The following is a 15932-nucleotide window of genomic DNA, read 5'->3' on the forward strand; positions in this document are numbered from 1 at the left end:
TTGCGCCCCTGACGGGAAAGAGATACCATTTCTCCGGACAAAACCTGTGGGGGGTTCCATGACATTGAAACTAGACCGCCGTTCCCTTTTGCGGCTTTCCGGCGCCGTATCCGCACTCGGCTGTCTGCCGCTCACCGCGCGGGCCGATGACAAGGCTGCGCCGGCTTCCAGCGGGCCGCCGCCGATCGAGGTCTATGCCGCCACGCCGCAGGTCGATAACATCGCCCTGTCGCCCGATGGCAAGCGCGTCGCCGTCATCAGTCAGACCGGCGATGACAAGATGCTGATCTATTTCGATGTCGCCGAACCCACCGGCAAAAGCATTCGCCTGGGGCCAGCGAAGATCCGCAACCTGTTCTGGGGCAGTAACGATCACGTTGTCATCGTCGATTCGCAGACCACCTCCCTGCCCCAGTTCACCGGCAGTAAACAGGAACTGAGCCTGGCGCGCGTGCTCGATCTGCGCACGGTCAAGCTGCGTACCCTGTTTGATAAGGAGGATGATTTTTACGGCATCGTCATGGGGCCGGTCTATCGCGTCAAGATCGACGGCGTCTACCAACTGATGGCGGCGAATTACCGTATGCAGGGCGAATACAACTACTGCCTCTATCAATTCTCCCTGGATGCCGGACGCGGCAAGCTGGCCTATGAATCGTCGCGCGATACGGAAGGATATGTCGTCGCGCCCGATGGCTATCTGGTCGCCTATTCCGAATTCGACGACATGCGCAAGGAATGGCGGCTCTATTACAATATGGCCCCGCGCGGCAAGATGGAGAACTTCAAGGTCATCCACCGGATGAAGGAAGCGCTCGACTATCCCTCGCTGGAGGGCCTGGGCCGCGACTGCGCCTCCGTCGTGGTCTATTTCAGCAAGGGTGAGGCCAAGGGCGAATATCACGAGATTTCCGCCGAAGGGGTGCTGGGGCCTTCGCTCGATACCAGCGACTATATCAGCACCTCACCCCTCTACCATCCGGTGACCCGCCGCCTCGCCGGCTTTTCCCATCATGACGACTGGGTGGGTTATGACTACACCGACCCCCTGCTGAAAAAGATAGCCGATGCCCTGCCGGAACTGATGGGCGATGACTACCGGACCGCCATCGTCGAATTTGCCGAAGACCCGCGCAAGATGATCCTGTACGGCGAAAACGCCGAGGACGCCGGCACCTATTATTTCGCCGATCTCTCAACCGGCGCGCTTCAGGTGCTCAGCCAGAATTACGAAGATCTCCCGGTCGAATGGATCACCGAGAAGACCGCCATCACCTACAAGGCGGCTGACGGGCTGGAAATCCCCGGCTACCTCACCCTGCCGCACGGCAAGCCGGCGAAAGACCTGCCGCTGATCGTCCTGCCGCACGGCGGCCCGCAGGCGCGCGACTTCATCGGCTTCGACTGGCAGACGGAGGCCCTCGCCTCGCGCGGCTATGCGGTGCTGCAACCCAATTTCCGCGGCTCCGGCGGTTACAGCAGCAGCTTTGCCAATGCCGGGCATGGGGAGTTCGGCCGCAAGATGCAGACCGATCTCTCAGATGGCGTACGCTACCTGGTCAAGAAGGGCATGGTCGATCCGAAGCGCGTGGCGATCATGGGCGCCTCCTATGGCGGCTATGCGGCCCTTGGCGGTGCCACGCTCAATCCCGGCATCTATAACTGCGCCGTATCCATCGCCGGCGTCAGCGATCCGAAAAGTTTTATCAGTTTTGTGGCCGAAAAAACCGACAGCCGCAGCAGTTCCAGCGTCCTCTACTGGAAGCAGTTCATGGGGGATCCGCATACCTATGATGAAATTTCTCCGGTCAAACAGGCAGCCAGAGCCTCCTGCCCGATCCTGCTGATCCACGGCACCGATGATACCGTGGTGCCGATCGACCAGAGCCGGCGCATGGAAAGTGCTCTGAAACATGCCGGCAAGCCGGTCGAATTCGTCACCTATAAGGGCCAGGATCACTGGGAAACCGTCGGCTCGTCACGCATCGAAATGATGAAGGCGGCATTGGCCTTTATCGAAAAACATAATCCGGCGACTTGAATAGAGGCTGCCATGACTATTTCATTCAACCGCCGGCATTTGCTGGCAGGCGCTGGTGCCGCAACTCTTACGACCATGGTTGGAGCGAATGCTCCCGCGCTGGCCTCCACTCTGCCGCCTGCGCCTAAGCCAGAAGACTGGGCCAAGGCGGAAAATATCCGAAATGTCTGCCTGTCCCCCAATGGTCGCAAGATTGCCTATCTACAGGAAAAGGGGGGCGTCAAATTTATCATCGAACATGACCTGGACATCAAGCAGAGTCAGGCATTCAATATCGGCGTAGCGAAAGTATCTTCTCTATCATGGATAGACGACAGCCACCTGTCCGTAGCGACCTTCGCGACCGGGAAAATGGAACGCTTCGCCGGCGGAAGACAGACCTTCACCATCGTTAGCGTCTATAATATTGCCACCCCGGCTATAAATACGCTCTTTGCGGACCTGCCGGGCTTTGAGAGCTTTGTGACGGGTAACGTCAACGTTATCAATTACAAGGGTAAGGCGCAGATCACAGCGTCGAGTTACAAAACAGGGTTCGAGGATGACGCGCACTATCTCTACCGCTTCAATCTGGATGGCAGCGGTGCTTCGGTCATGGATCGGGGGACCGTTGGCACCCGAAGCTGGATTATGACGCCGCAGGGTGATCTCGTCGCCCGCACAATCTATTCCGACAAGTCAAAAACCTACAGCATCGAATACAATACCGGCGGCTGGACGGAGATATACAGCCTGAAATGCGACATTGACCGCCCCTATGTGGCTGGCCTCGGTCGAGACGGTAAGGCATTGGTTGTCTTCATGCCGACGGACGACGGCGAAGGCATGTATTATGAAATGGCGCCCGATGGCAAACTTTCGGCGCCGCTTGTCAAAAGCGCTGTCAACGAAACCCCAACCTTTGACCCTATAACCTTCCGCTTGAACGGCATCCGGACATATGATGGCTGGTCCCATTACAACTACTTCGCTCCGGTTGATCAGGACATTGTCAAAAAGACCGAAAAGGCCATGGAAGGCTACCGGTTCGTCATAATCGAAAGGGGGATCAATCCCCTTCAGGTGATCCTATACAGCGAAGGATCAGACGACGCGGGCACCTACTATTACATTGATTTTCGTACTGGCGAAGTGGTGACAATCGGCTATGCCTACCCCGACATTCCAATCGAATGGATAACCAGCAAGTCCGAAATTACCTACAAGGCGGCCGATGGTACGCAGATAGAAGCCTATCTTACCCTGCCCCCCAATCGAGAGGCAAAAAACCTGCCTTTGGTCGTTCATCCGCATGGCGGCCCACAGGCACGGGATGGGGTAGGTTTCGACTCAGAAGTCCAGGCCTATGCCTCGCGTGGTTATGCCGTTTTGCAGCCCAATTTCAGAGGATCAGAAGGCTATGGCATCAAGTTTACCGAAGCAGGTTACGGCCAGTGGGGACGGAAGATGCAGACTGATCTGTCAGACGGTGTTCGTTATCTTGCCAGCCAGAGCATTATAGATCTAAAACGTGTTTGTATCAGCGGTGCCTCTTATGGTGGCTATGCAGCCCTGGCAGGCGCCACGCTCGATACCGGCGTCTACAACTGCGCGGTCGATGTGTCGGGCATATCCGATATCCGCGAATTCCTCGACAGCAAACGACCGGCTGACGCCATGTATGTGCCGGCATCTTATCGCTATCTGCAACGCTTTCTGGGTGATGAAAAAACGCTCGATGAGATTTCGCCGATCAAACATGTCGATAAATGCAACATCCCGGTGCTGATTGTTCACGGAAAGGACGACACCGTGGTCGAGTTTTCACAAAGCGCCAATATGGCGAAAGCCTTGAAAGCAGCCGGCAAAGACGTAACCTTCCAGCCTTATGAGCATGAGGATCATTGGCAGACCAACGAAGCCGCTCGAACAGACATGTACAAGACGATTATTGCCTTTATCGAAAAACATAATCCACCAGCATAATAAAAAAACCACCGGATTGCTCCGGCGGCTTTGTTGTTCGAGCTAACGCATCTTATAGTACGTTTACGGCGACCTTCTCCTCGGCGCGCGTGATCAGCGGATTGCGCAGGCCGTAGGCATAGGGCGCGGCGGTGATTTCGAACACGTCGCCGTCCTTCGTCTGGACGCCATCGGCGAACGACGCCGTGGCCGTGCCGAAGCAGTGGACATGGACATCGCCCGGCTGGCGGAACAGGTCGTACTTGAAGTGGTGGTGCTCCAGATTGGCGAAGGTGTGGGACATGTTGTCCTCGCCGGAAATGAACGGCTTTTCCCAGATCACCTCATTGCCGCGCCAGATGCGCGAGGTACCGCGCACGTCCTTCGGCAGTTCGCCGGTCAGGATTTCAACGCCGAGCGAGGCCGGGCGCAGCTTGGAATGGGCCAGCCACAGATAGTTCTGCTTCTCGGTGACGTGGTCGGAAAACTCGTTGGCCAGGGCATAGCCGATACGGTAGGGCGCACCGTCATCGCCGATAACGTAGATGCCGGCCATTTCCGGCTCCTCGCCACCGTCTTCTGCAAAAGAGGGCGATTGCAGCTCAGCGCCGGGGCCAACCAGTTGTGTGCCATTGCCCTTGTAGAACCATTCCGGCTGGGCGCCGACCTTGCCCGCTTCCGGCTTGCCGTCCTTCACACCCATCAGGAACATGCGCATGGAATCGGTCTGTGTCTCCGCAGCCGCCGCGGCCTTGTGCATCTTGTCACGGCCTTCCGCCGAACCCAGGTGGGTCAGGCCGGTGCCGGTGACATGCAGGTGGGCGGCATCCGGATGATCGATCGGCGCCAGCACGCGTCCTTCGGAAAGCGCCAGGGCGACATCGACCTCCTCGCCGAGCCCTTGAACTGCGACCTGCGCATCCAGCGATTTTTTGGCGGCGATCGCTTTGCGTGCCAGTTCATAGGTGGAGGTGACGCCATTGATGGCCCGCGCAGAACCGTCGTCCTGCCCCGCCAGAACGCGGCGTTCGCCTTCCTGGGTAACAATCTGTATTAGGCGCAAGGTCATAACGATTTCCTCCTTTTGCGGGTGTGTTCGATGCCTCACCCGCCATTAACTCAGACAAATAACCAATAACAGCCGCTACTTAGCTTGTAAATTCACTTTGTCAAACAGACAATTCAATGTCATGTGTGAATCATGAGGAAACCTATATCGAACATGCCGCAGGACGAACGGTCTACAGGCAGCCGGTTGAAGATCAGCAGCCCCCGCCCTCTTCGCGGCGAAGCCCATAACCTCGCCACGCACGGCCATACCATGTATCAGGGCCGCCTGCATGGCGCTCTGGCGCACCGGCTGGGCGTCGATATCCTGCGCGGCACGTTCAAGTCCGGCGAGATCCTGCCCAATGAAATCGAATCGAGCTCCAAGCTCGATATCTCGCGTTCGGCCTACCGGGAAGCGATTCGTATCCTGGCCGCCAAGGGCATGGTCGAAAGCCGCCCCAAGACCGGCACCCGCGTCACGGAACGCGAGCGCTGGAACCTGCTCGACCCGGAAGTGCTCGGCTGGATGTTCGAGACCGAACCGAGCCAGGATTTCATCAAGGCCCTGTTCGAGTTGCGCCTGATCACCGAGCCGGCCGCCGCCGAACTGGCCGCCATCCGCCGCACCGACGAACAGGTCGAAACCATGCGGGCGGCGCTGGAAATCATGAAGCGCGACACCCTGCAAACCGAGACGGGCCGCCGGGCAGATCTTGAATTCCATCACGCCCTGATCCAGGCCACCGGCAACGAAGCCCTGGCCTCGCTTTCAAGCTCGATTGAAGCCGCCGTTTCCTGGACCACACGCTACAAGGCCCGTCGTAACGCCCTGACCCGCGACCCTGTGCCCGACCATGAACGCGTTTTCGAGGCGATCGAACGCCGCGACGCCGGCGGCGCGCGCTGGTGCATGGAATCACTGATCCGCATGGCGCACGAAGATACGCAAAAAACGTTTCACCCTTAAAAGAGAGTGGCGACGCGCGCAATCCCTCTGTCCGCGCGGCAGATTTGATGGTTTTTGTGCTTAATTTTGTACGATATATGCTTTTTTTATTGTCCGACTAATGTCCAGGCGATATGACAGGGCACGATAATCATAAGCGCACGTCCGCAATGGACGCCCGCCCTGCAGGAATGAACAACCGGCGCCCCAAGGCGTCACAAAACGGTTTCAGAGAGGATGTCCCGAATGTCAGTTACGAAAAAGATGGTGCTGGTCGCCAGCCTGAGCGCCCTGAGCCTGGGCGCCATGCTCAGTCTGAACGCGTGCAGCAAGCCCGCCAGCAAGGACAGCGCGGCGACGGCCACGGCCGGCGTCACCGCCACCCGCGGCGATTTCGGCAAGCTGTCCGACGGCACGGCGGTGGAAAGCGTCACCCTTAAGAACACCAAGGGCATCACCCTCAAGCTGATCACCTACGGCGCCGCCATGCAGAGCCTGATGGTGCCAGACAAGGCCGGCACCCCGGCCGATATCATCATCGGCTACGATTCGATCGAAGGTTACGAAAAAACCCCGAACTATACCAATGTCACGGTCGGCCGTTACGCCAACCGCATCGCCGGCGGCAAGTTTACGCTTGACGGCAAGACCTACACCCTGCCGCTGAACGACAAGACCAACACCCTGCACGGCGGCCCCAAGGGCTGGGACAAGCACAACTGGGCCATCAAGGACGTGACGCAAGGGGCCGATTCCGCCTCGGTCACCTTTACCCTGACCTCGCCGGACGGCGACGAAGGCTTCCCCGGCACCGTGGTGGCCGAAGTCACCTATACGCTGAACGAAAACAATGACGTCGCCATCAGCTACAAAGCCACGACCGACAAGCCGACCGTCATCAACCTGACCAACCACGGCCTCTATAACCTGGGTGGCATCCCCGCCAAGCGCCTGGCTACCGATGCCGAGCTTAAGATCGAATCCGACGCCATCCTGCCGGTCGACAAGGCTCTGATCCCGACGGGCAAGGAAATGCCGGTCAAGGGCACGCCGTTCGACTTCACCTCTCCGGCCGTGGTCACCGACCGCGTCAAGATGTCCGACCCGCAGATCACCCTGGCCAATGGCGGCATCGACCACAACTACATCATCCGCGGCGGCGTGACCCCGACCCCGAAACTGGCCGTCACCCTGGAAGACAAGACCTCCGGCCGCGGCATGACCATCTCGACCACCGAACCCGGCATCCAGATGTATACGGGCAATTTCCTTGACGGCAAGATCGTCGGCAAGGGCGGCCAGTCGCTGACCAAGTATCAGGCCATCGCCTTTGAAGCCCAGCGCTATCCGGACAGCCCGAACCATCCGGCCTTCCCGACCACGCGCATCGATCCGGGCCAGACCTATACCCAAACCACCGTTCAACACTTCTACACAGTAAAGTAAGCCGTCCCTATGTCCGACTCCGCCACGCCTAAGCTCCGTTCGCGCGCCTGGTTCGACAATCCGTCGAACCCGGACATGACGGCGCTGTACCTCGAACGCTACATGAACTTCGGTCTGTCGCTGGAGGAACTGCAATCGGGCAAGCCGATCATTGGCATTGCCCAGACGGGGTCGGACCTGTCTCCTTGTAACCGCCACCACATGGTGCTGGCCGATCGTATCCGAGCCGGCATCATCGAGGCGGGCGGTATTCCGCTGGAATTCCCGGTTCACCCGATCCAGGAAACCGGCAAGCGCCCCACCGCCGGCCTTGACCGCAACCTGGCCTATATCGGCCTGGTGGAAGTGCTCTACGGCTACCCGCTCGATGGCGTCGTGCTGACCATCGGCTGCGACAAGACCACCCCGGCCTGCCTGATGGCCGCCGCCACGGTCAATATTCCGGCCATTGCCCTCTCCGTCGGCCCCATGCTCAATGGCTGGTACAAGGGCGAGCGCACTGGCTCCGGCACCATTGTCTGGAAGGCGCGCGAACTGCTGGCCGCCGGCGAGATCGACTATCAGGGCTTTATCAAGCTTGTGGCGTCGTCCGCGCCATCCACTGGCTACTGCAACACCATGGGCACGGCCACGACCATGAACTCGCTGGCCGAAGCCCTGGGGATGCAACTCCCCTATTCCGCCGCCATCCCGGCGCCGCACCGCGACCGCCAGGAAATGTCTTACCTTACAGGCAAGCGCATTGTCGGCATGGTCCATGAAGACCTGAAACCCTCAGACATTCTGACCAAGGAAGCCTTCATCAACGCCATTCGCGTCAACTCCGCCATCGGCGGCAGCACAAACGCGCCGATCCACCTCAACGCCCTGGCCCGCCATATCGGCGTCGATCTCAAGGTCGAGGAATGGCAGACCTATGGCGAGGAAGTGCCTCTGCTGGTCAATCTGATGCCGGCCGGCGAGTATCTCGGCGAGGATTATCACCATGCCGGCGGCGTGCCTGCCGTCGTGAAGCAACTGATGAACCAGGGCCTGATCCATGAAAATGCGATCACCGCCAACGGGAAAACGATCGGCGAGAACTGCGGGAATGCGGCCATCGAAGACGAAAAGGTCATCAAGCCTTACGGTCAGCCGCTGAAGGAACGCGCCGGTTTCCGCGTCCTTTCCGGCAACCTGTTCACGTCGGCCATCATGAAGGTGTCGGTGATCTCGCCAGAATTCCGCCAGCGCTATCTGTCGAACCCGAACGATCCGGAAGCTTTCGAGGGCCGCGCCATCGTCTTCGACGGCCCTGAAGATTACCACCACCGCATCGACGATCCGGCACTCAATATCGACGAACACTGCATCCTGTTCATGCGCGGCGCCGGCCCGATCGGCTATCCGGGCGCGGCCGAAGTCGTCAACATGCGCTGCCCGACCTACCTGATCAAAAAGGGTATCCATAGCCTGGCCTGTATCGGTGACGGCCGCCAGTCCGGCACCTCGGGTTCGCCCTCGATCCTGAACGCCTCGCCGGAAGCGGCGGCGGGCGGCAATCTCGCCCTGCTGGTCACCGGCGATCGTGTCCGCGTCGATCTGAACAAGGGCACCGTCAATGTGCTCATCTCGGATGAGGAACTGGCTGATCGCCGTGCAAAGCTGGAAGCCGCCTGCGGCTACAAGTATCCGGAAAGCCAGACACCTTGGCAGGCCATGCAGCGCCGTACCGTCGGCCAGATGGACACCGGCGCCTGTCTGGAAGACGCCATCGAGTTCCAGCACATCGCACAAACGCGCGGTCTGCCGAGAGACAACCACTAATACCGCAACGGCGGTTATTCCAAGGAACTCGCCGATGTCGCTTTTCAAAACCGCCTTGTTGACGGCCGCGCTTTTCATGAGCGCGGCCGTTTCCGCATCTGCCGACAGCTTCCCGGTAAAGATCGAGGTCGATGCTGCGAAGACCACCGGCCCCGTCGAGCCGATCTGGCGCTTTTTCGGCGCCGATGAGCCCAACTATGCCACCATGAAGGACGGCCGCCAACTGATCGGCGAATTGGGCGCCCTTTCACCCGGCCAGGTCTATTTCCGCGCCCATAATCTGCTGACTTCCGGTGATGGCACGCCCGCTCTGAAATGGGGCTCAACCAACGCCTATACCGAGGACGCCCAAGGCCATCCGGTCTATAACTGGACGATCATCGACCGCATTTTCGACACCTATCTGGCACGTGGCGTCAAACCCTATGTCGAGATCGGCTTCATGCCCGAAGCCCTGTCGACGCAGCCGGAACCTTACCAGCATAACTGGCGGCCCGGCAGCGGAAACTTGCGCACCGGCTGGGCCTATCCGCCAAAGGATTACGGCAAGTGGGAGGAACTGGTCTACCAGTGGGTGAAACACTGCGTCGAGCGTTACGGCCATGAGGAGGTGGCGAGCTGGTACTGGGAAACCTGGAACGAAGCCAACCTGCCGCAATATTACTGGGGCGGCACCCGCGAGGAATTCTTCAAACTACATGAGGTGAGTGTCAAAGCTGTGCGTCGCGCCCTGCCCGAGGCCCGCGTCGGCGGCCCTGACATGGCCGGCGCCAATGACGACTTTATGGCCGCCTTCATGGATCACATGGAAAAGACCGGGACGCCGACAGACTTCCTGTCCTTCCATGCCAAGGGTGGGCCTGAATTTGTTGATGGTCATGTGCGCATGGGACTTGCAACCCAACTCAAGGCCGCTGATCACGAATTTCGCGCCATCGCCGCATCCCCTGCTTTCAAGGACAAGCCGATCATCATCGGCGAGTTCGATCCCGAAGGCTGCGCCGCCTGCCAGGGACCAGCCAATGCCTACCGCAACGGCACCATGTATTCGAGCTATACCGCCGCCACCTTTCCGCGCGTCGCCGAACTGGCCCGGCGCCGTGGCGTCAGGCTGGAAGGCGCCCTGAGCTGGGCGTTCGAATTCGAGGACCAGCGCTATTTCGCAGGCTTCCGCCAACTGGCCAGCAATGGCATCGACCTGCCGGTGCTCAATGTCTTCCGCCTGTTTGCCCAAATGAAGGGCCAGCATCTGGCGGCCACATCGGATCATGAAACGCCGCTGGATACGGTGCTTTCGGACAGCGTGCGCGGCGATGCTGATGCCAAAACTGACGTAGGTGTCACGGCAGCCCGTGATGGCGACACCGTGACCGTTCTCGTCTGGCACTATCACGACGACGATGTCGCCGGGCCTGATGCCGCAGTATCGCTGGCGCTGAACCACTTGCCGGCATCTTTCAAAAAAGGGGCGATCGTAACGCGCTACCGCGTCGACAAGGACCACGCCAACAGCTTTGCCGCCTACCAGACCATGGGGACGCCACTGGCGCCGGACAATGCGCAATATGCCGCCTTACAAGCCGCCGCCGAGCTTAAGCCAGACGCACCTATAGCCATAAAGGACGGCCGCCTGACCTTCGACCTGCCGCGCCAGGGCGTCACCCTGCTGGTGCTAAAACCGGCGTCTTAAAGCGAAAGCTCCTCCCCTCTTGGAGGGGAGGTGGCGAGCAAGCGCTGCCGTCAGGCGAAGCGCGTCGAGACGGAGGGGTAAGCCCCTCGCACCGGCTGCCCCGCTCCCCCCAAGAGAGCAAGGTCTTTAGAAAGAATGGCTTCTTAAGCCGTTTCGTCCTGCCGGAGCGTCAGTACCTCCACGCCCGTGACGGTCACCGCCACGGTATGCTCCCACTGCGCCGACAGCTTGCCGTCGCGCGTCACCACCGTCCAGTCGTCGTCCAGAGTCATCGTCTTCGCGCTGCCCTGGTTGAGCATGGGCTCGATCGTGAAGGTCATCCCCTCTTTCAGGGTCTGGCCAGTGCCGGCGCGGCCGAAATGCAGGATACTCGGCTCCTCGTGCATGTCCCGGCCGATGCCATGGCCGCAGAAATCCCGCACTACGCTGTAGCCATGCGCCTTGGCGTATTTTTCGATGGCATGACCGATATCGCCCAGCGTGGCCCCAGGACGCACGGTACGAATACCCTTCCACATGGCCTCCTGCGTCACGCGCACCAGCCGCTTCGCTGCCACAGATACATTGCCGATCAGATAGGTCTTGCTGGAATCGGCGATGAAACCGTCCTTTTCCAACGTAATGTCGAGATTGACGATATCGCCGTCCTTCAGCACATCCTCGGCCGACGGCACACCGTGGCAAATCACCTGATTGATCGAACTATTCAGTACATAGGCAAAGCCGTACTGCCCCTTGCTGGCCGGACGCGCCTTCAGCTCATCGACGATAAAGCGCTCAACCTGATCATTGATACCGAGTGTCGACCGCCCGATCAGGATTTGCCGGTCGAGCATATGGAACACCTCGGCCAGCAGTCGGCCGCTTTGCGCCATCAGCCGCATTTCCTCAGGCGTCTTGATCATGCGCCAACCCATCTATGCGAACACCCGCGCTGCGGAACTGTTGGCGGATAATCTCATTGAAGGTCAGGCCGGGATTGGCCTCGGCGATCATGCCGATGCGAATCCAGAATTCCGCCTGTGCATTGATCGACCGGCACATGACGCTGCCCGCCTTGCGCACCTCCTCATGGAGGTCGTCGTCTATCTTCAGAATGCCCATCAAACGATCTATATATGATTTATATACATACCGTATAAGATTTCCGCCATTTTCGCAAGCCAGGGCCAGCGAACAAAAAGGCTTAAGCGACCGGCGCGCTTGATTTTATTCGACGTACATATTGACACCGGTGTCACATTCGCGCCTATTGAAGGCATAAGTTAAGTAAAGAATACAGGGATATGCCATGACGCCTGCCAGCGCTCCGCCCTCATCCGGCGCTCAGAAACCAAGCCACTACCGCTGGACAATCTGCGGCCTGCTGCTGGCGGCCATCGCCATCAACTATGTCCACCGCCAGATGATCGGCGTCCTGAAAGGGCCGCTTTCCGCCGAAATGGGCTGGACCGAAGAAGGCTATGCCGACGTCGTGTTCTGGTTCCAGGCCGCCTATGCCCTGGGCTTCCTTGCCTGGGGACGCATCCTCGATAAAATCGGCGCACGCATCGGCTATACCCTCGCCTTCTCGGTCTGGACACTGGCCCATATGTTCACTGGCGCGGTGACCTCCGGCCTGCAATTCACCCTGGCGCGCGTCGCGCTCGGCATCGGCGAATCGGGCAGTTTCCCGTCCAGCCTGAAAGCGGTGACCGAATGGTTCCCGCAGCGCGAACGGGCCCTGGCCACCGGCATCTTCAATGCCGGCTCCAATATCGGCGCCATTATCGCACCTTTGATCGTGCCGATGATCGCGCTTTCCGCCGTCAGCCTCAATTTCGGTTTCGGCCCCCTCAATCTGCCGGGCCTCGACTGGGGCTGGCGCGGCGCCTTCTATGTCACCGGCGCGCTCAGCCTGATCTGGGCCGTGGTCTGGTGGATGATGTACCGCCGCCCGACCGAACACGCCAAGGTCAATGCTGCCGAACTGGCTCTGATCCAGAGCGATCCCGCCGATCATGTCGATAAGGTGCCGTGGTTCAAACTGCTGTTCGTGAAGGAAACCTGGGTCTTTGCGCTCGGCAAGTTCTTCATCGATCCCATCTGGTGGCTGTGGCTGTTCTGGCTGCCGGATTTCTTCCAGAAAAACTACGGTCTCGATCTTAAATCCTTCGGACCGCCGGTCATTGCCGTCTATCTGCTGTCCGATGTCGGCTCAGTGGCCGGCGGTTGGCTGTCCTCCACCCTGATCAAGCGCGGCATCTCGGTGAATGTGGCGCGCAAGGTGACCCTGCTCATCTGCGCCCTGTGCGTCCTGCCGGTCCTGCTGGCCCAGGGCACCAGCAACCTGTGGGTCGCCGTGCTGATCATCGGCGTGGCCGCCGCCGCTCACCAGGCCTTTTCGGCCAATCTCTATACCCTGCCGTCAGACCTGCTGCCGCGCTCCGCCGTTGCCTCCGTCATCGGCATTGGCGGCATGGCCGGCGCCGTCGGCGGCATGTTCATGTCGAAATTCGTCGGCTACATCCTCGACAAGACGCATAACTATTCGATCATCTTCATGATTGCCGCCTTCACCTATCTGGTGGCTTTTGCCGTCATTCATCTGCTTAGCCCCAAACTTAAGCGCAACACTTCGATTGGCCAATAGTACTTCTATAATCAGTAGCGCTTCTTTAAAATCTGTGTATTCCTTTAGGTTTAGGGGAGAGTCTCAGGCCGGCGGCGCCTGCGGCATCCCCTGACAAGGCCGCGAAAAGCGGCAGATTACGGAGGGGTTGTCGTGTCTATTCGCGCGCGGATTCTGATCCTGGTCGGCTGTTTCGCCCTGATGGCGTTTACCGTTACCGGCCTTGGCCTCCTGACCATCAGCGACTACAATCGCATGATGAAGGACTATGACCACGCCTATGACAGCACCTGGCGCGGCGAACGCTTCAACCACCTGATCAGCAATGTCGTCATGGAGACACGCGGCATCTATATCGCGGTCGATGACAAGCAGCGCGACGGCTTCCTCAGCAATATGGCCGCCGATCTCAATGAGATGGAAAGCTTCATCCACCAGTGGCAGGTCGATGCGGCACCGGCCGAAAAGGCGCAGATCGATTCCCTCGCCGCCCAGGCAACGGGCTTTATCAGCCTGCGCCGGCATGTGATCGAACTGGCCAGGCGCGGCGATATTAAAGGCGCCGAAGCCCTGAGCACCAGCAACCGCGCCGACCGCATCGGCTTTCAGACCCAGGTCGAAACCCTGGTGCAGAAGACCCGCAAGGATCTGGCCGCCGCCAAAGCCGAGGCCGACCATTTCAACAAACGTCGCGCCAGCGATTTCCTGCTCACCGCCCTGATCGGCATCGCCATTATCATGGCCATGTCACTATGGATCGTGTCGCATTTCATCACCGCCCCCCTGCGCAACCTGGCTTCGGCCATCATCCGGACTTCCAAGGGCGAATATGATCAGGTCATAGAAGAAACCGACGGTCAGGACGAGGTGTCCTCGGTCTGGCGGGCCTTGGCCGTGCTCAAGGAGCGCGCTCAGGAGGCCGAGCGGCTGGCTGCCGCCAAGGCTGCCGAGGAACACGAGAAGGAACTCAAGCTTAGAGAAATCCTTCTCGACTAGCGCGGGCTAGGGCTTGTCGACCACCATCTTGCCGATCGGCGCCAGGGCCAGTTGTGCCAGTTGGATGTCCTTGAAGGCGAAGGGAATCCCGATGATGGTCACCGCCTCGGCAATGGCCACCAGCACATGCGACAGGGCGATATACCAGCCGGCGAACACGAACCAGATGACATTCAGGAAAACGCCCAGGCACCCCGTGCCAAGGTCGCTTTCGCCGGTATGAGCTTCCCGATCGACGATCTGACGCCCAAAAGGCCAGAAAACAAAGCCGGCGATCCGCCAGGCGGCGAAAGCCCAGGGCAGGCCCACTATGGTGCAGGCCAGGACCAGCCCGCCGAAAAGCCACAGGCAGCCCGATATAAAGCCACCGAAAATGAACCACAGGATGTTGAGCAGCAGCGTCACGAAAGCGCCTCCGGGCTGGAAAAATACCGGGTGCAGTATGCCCGCCTGTGCGCGAACGTCATCTTAAATTTCCGTCACTTAAAAGATCGCCACGGCTAGCCTTCCGCGCGCACCCGGTTACCTGTGATCACAGAACCGTGCGATGGACTCCGCACCTGATGAGGCATATACTTAAACGAGACTGATAGCCTTCGCACCCGCAGTACGAAAACCTTGAAAACGCTTCAAAATGCGCACGAAGACTACGGCCCACCCACCTCGTTTACTTGAGTTTGCGAATTAAAGTCTCAAGTAACCGAACAGTACGGTACGGTAATTGGAGATATCCGAATGCCAGATTTTAACATGTCTTTACCGGAGCCCTATGCCCATGGCCGACCTGATCAACCTCAACAAGGTTAGAAAAGCCAAGAAAAAACAAGACGAAAAAAGCAAAGCCGAGGAAAATCGTATTGTGTACGGCATTTCAACCACTGTTAGAAAACAGGAAAAGCTAAGGCAAAAAAGAGATGCACAAAAACTTGGACAGAAACGCCTCACAACCGAGGCTGACAATAAAAAAGGTTGACGACATTCAATAAAAGACCCCAGATTAACTTCACTCACCAGCGTGAGGTTAAATAATACCAGAGGTCATCATGAATAAACTGACCCCAGTGAAAGCCGGAGGCCCATCAGGCGTTTCACACCAAGCGGAGGCATGTCTTCATGAAATCGGAGGAAAACAATGCCTGGTCTAAAAAAACGTTCCGTAAACCTCGCCGGCCATGCCACATCGGTCGCCCTGGAGCCCGAATTTTGGGCGGTTCTGGAGACAATCTCGAAGGACCGTCGAATCAGCCTGGCCGCCCTGATAGCCGAGCTTGACTCCAAGCGCGGGGAGAGCCTGCTGGCTTCCTTCTGCCGTTTGTCGGCCCTCGCCTATGTGCAAAACAAGGGCGGCGCGGCGCGGCGCAAAAAATCTTCCGAAGGCTGAGAAACCGCCAAACCTCACTTC

The 15932-nt window shown here is 59.0% G+C and carries 14 protein-coding genes; 10 read left to right on the forward strand and 4 right to left on the reverse strand.

The genetic code is table 11. The annotated features are described in order from the left end of the window. Nucleotides 1-58 precede the first annotated feature (58 nt). Together BLO49_RS06465 and BLO49_RS06470 are read left to right on the forward strand one after the other, a co-directional pair. Nucleotides 59-2041 carry an alpha/beta hydrolase family protein gene (locus BLO49_RS06465; protein ID WP_090645702.1) on the forward strand — a complete coding sequence of 661 codons (1983 nt, stop codon included), beginning with the start codon at nt 59-61 and terminating at the stop codon, nt 2039-2041. Between the two features lie 12 nt (nt 2042-2053). Continuing rightward, entirely contained in the window at nt 2054-4006 is a 1953-nt protein-coding gene (locus BLO49_RS06470) for an alpha/beta hydrolase family protein (RefSeq protein WP_090645705.1), read from the forward strand. A gap of 52 nt (nt 4007-4058) precedes the next feature. On the opposite strand, the gene araD1 is transcribed toward BLO49_RS06470, so the two are convergent. Then, the gene (gene araD1, locus BLO49_RS06475; RefSeq protein ID WP_090645707.1) at nt 4059-5054 is read right to left on the reverse strand and encodes an AraD1 family protein; all 996 of its coding nucleotides are present in this window, start codon (nt 5052-5054) and stop codon (nt 4059-4061) included. 132 nt (nt 5055-5186) lie between these two features. Between araD1 and BLO49_RS06480 the strand changes: the two genes are divergently transcribed. The 4 genes from BLO49_RS06480 to BLO49_RS06495 all read left to right on the forward strand — a co-directional run bounded on the left by BLO49_RS06480 (nt 5187) and on the right by BLO49_RS06495 (nt 10923). Beyond that, nucleotides 5187-6002, forward strand: a complete 816-nt coding sequence (locus BLO49_RS06480; RefSeq protein ID WP_090645710.1) for a FadR/GntR family transcriptional regulator — start codon at nt 5187-5189, stop codon at nt 6000-6002. 225 nt (nt 6003-6227) lie between these two features. Continuing rightward, complete coding sequence (locus BLO49_RS06485) at nt 6228-7427, forward strand: aldose epimerase family protein (RefSeq protein ID WP_170828220.1); 1200 nt, start codon at nt 6228-6230, stop codon at nt 7425-7427. A 9-nt stretch (nt 7428-7436) separates the two neighbouring features. Beyond that, nucleotides 7437-9233 (forward strand): IlvD/Edd family dehydratase, encoded by a 1797-nt coding sequence (locus tag BLO49_RS06490; protein ID WP_090645715.1) that lies wholly within the window; start codon nt 7437-7439, stop codon nt 9231-9233. A gap of 34 nt (nt 9234-9267) precedes the next feature. Continuing rightward, complete coding sequence (locus BLO49_RS06495; protein ID WP_090645718.1) at nt 9268-10923, forward strand: GH39 family glycosyl hydrolase; 1656 nt, start codon at nt 9268-9270, stop codon at nt 10921-10923. Nucleotides 10924-11066: 143 nt separating this feature from the next. Here BLO49_RS06495 and map read toward each other — a convergent pair whose 3' ends face one another. Both map and BLO49_RS06505 read right to left on the reverse strand, forming a co-directional pair. Further along, nucleotides 11067-11828: a type I methionyl aminopeptidase gene (gene map, locus BLO49_RS06500; RefSeq protein ID WP_090645721.1), complete on the reverse strand. Its 762-nt coding sequence runs from the start codon at nt 11826-11828 to the stop codon at nt 11067-11069. Further along, nucleotides 11812-12027: a ParD-like family protein gene (locus BLO49_RS06505; protein ID WP_090645723.1), complete on the reverse strand. Its 216-nt coding sequence runs from the start codon at nt 12025-12027 to the stop codon at nt 11812-11814. The genes map and BLO49_RS06505 overlap by 17 nt, the downstream gene beginning before the upstream one ends. Nucleotides 12028-12214: 187 nt before the next feature. Between BLO49_RS06505 and BLO49_RS06510 the strand changes: the two genes are divergently transcribed. Both BLO49_RS06510 and BLO49_RS06515 read left to right on the forward strand, forming a co-directional pair. Beyond that, nucleotides 12215-13555, forward strand: a complete 1341-nt coding sequence (locus BLO49_RS06510) for an MFS transporter (RefSeq protein ID WP_090645725.1) — start codon at nt 12215-12217, stop codon at nt 13553-13555. Between the two features lie 132 nt (nt 13556-13687). After that, on the forward strand, nt 13688-14530 hold the full coding sequence (locus tag BLO49_RS06515) for an MCP four helix bundle domain-containing protein (protein WP_245678882.1): 843 nt from the start codon (nt 13688-13690) through the stop codon (nt 14528-14530). Between the two features lie 6 nt (nt 14531-14536). Here the strand turns inward: BLO49_RS06515 and BLO49_RS06520 are convergent, their stop codons facing one another. Beyond that, a complete protein-coding gene (locus BLO49_RS06520; protein WP_090645728.1) occupies nt 14537-14935 on the reverse strand; it encodes a YccF domain-containing protein in 399 nt (132 codons plus the stop codon). A 370-nt stretch (nt 14936-15305) separates the two neighbouring features. Here BLO49_RS06520 and BLO49_RS06525 point away from each other — a divergent pair, with 370 nt between their 5' ends. After that, the gene (locus BLO49_RS06525) at nt 15306-15503 is read left to right on the forward strand and encodes a DUF4169 family protein (protein ID WP_090646213.1); all 198 of its coding nucleotides are present in this window, start codon (nt 15306-15308) and stop codon (nt 15501-15503) included. Between the two features lie 159 nt (nt 15504-15662). Further along, nucleotides 15663-15911, forward strand: a complete 249-nt coding sequence (locus BLO49_RS06530) for a ribbon-helix-helix domain-containing protein (RefSeq protein WP_090645730.1) — start codon at nt 15663-15665, stop codon at nt 15909-15911. Nucleotides 15912-15932: the final 21 nt, after the last annotated feature.

Origin of the sequence: Asticcacaulis taihuensis (assembly GCF_900100255.1) — a bacterium.
In the GTDB taxonomy this organism is placed as follows: domain Bacteria; phylum Pseudomonadota; class Alphaproteobacteria; order Caulobacterales; family Caulobacteraceae; genus Asticcacaulis; species Asticcacaulis taihuensis.

Excerpts from the sequence above, each read along its gene's own strand:
- BLO49_RS06470 (WP_090645705.1), top strand. The coding sequence starts at position 2,054 with ATGACTATTTCATTCAACCGCCGGCATTTGCTGGCAGGCGCTGGTGCC.
- BLO49_RS06530 (WP_090645730.1), top strand. The coding sequence starts at position 15,663 with ATGCCTGGTCTAAAAAAACGTTCCGTAAACCTCGCCGGCCATGCCACA.
- BLO49_RS06480 (WP_090645710.1), top strand. The coding sequence starts at position 5,187 with ATGAGGAAACCTATATCGAACATGCCGCAGGACGAACGGTCTACAGGC.
- BLO49_RS06525 (WP_090646213.1), top strand. The coding sequence starts at position 15,306 with ATGGCCGACCTGATCAACCTCAACAAGGTTAGAAAAGCCAAGAAAAAA.
- BLO49_RS06490 (WP_090645715.1), top strand. The coding sequence starts at position 7,437 with ATGTCCGACTCCGCCACGCCTAAGCTCCGTTCGCGCGCCTGGTTCGAC.
- BLO49_RS06465 (WP_090645702.1), top strand. The coding sequence starts at position 59 with ATGACATTGAAACTAGACCGCCGTTCCCTTTTGCGGCTTTCCGGCGCC.
- map (WP_090645721.1), bottom strand. The coding sequence starts at position 11,828 with ATGATCAAGACGCCTGAGGAAATGCGGCTGATGGCGCAAAGCGGCCGA.
- BLO49_RS06485 (WP_170828220.1), top strand. The coding sequence starts at position 6,228 with ATGTCAGTTACGAAAAAGATGGTGCTGGTCGCCAGCCTGAGCGCCCTG.
- BLO49_RS06510 (WP_090645725.1), top strand. The coding sequence starts at position 12,215 with ATGACGCCTGCCAGCGCTCCGCCCTCATCCGGCGCTCAGAAACCAAGC.
- araD1 (WP_090645707.1), bottom strand. The coding sequence starts at position 5,054 with ATGACCTTGCGCCTAATACAGATTGTTACCCAGGAAGGCGAACGCCGC.
- BLO49_RS06495 (WP_090645718.1), top strand. The coding sequence starts at position 9,268 with ATGTCGCTTTTCAAAACCGCCTTGTTGACGGCCGCGCTTTTCATGAGC.
- BLO49_RS06505 (WP_090645723.1), bottom strand. The coding sequence starts at position 12,027 with ATGGGCATTCTGAAGATAGACGACGACCTCCATGAGGAGGTGCGCAAG.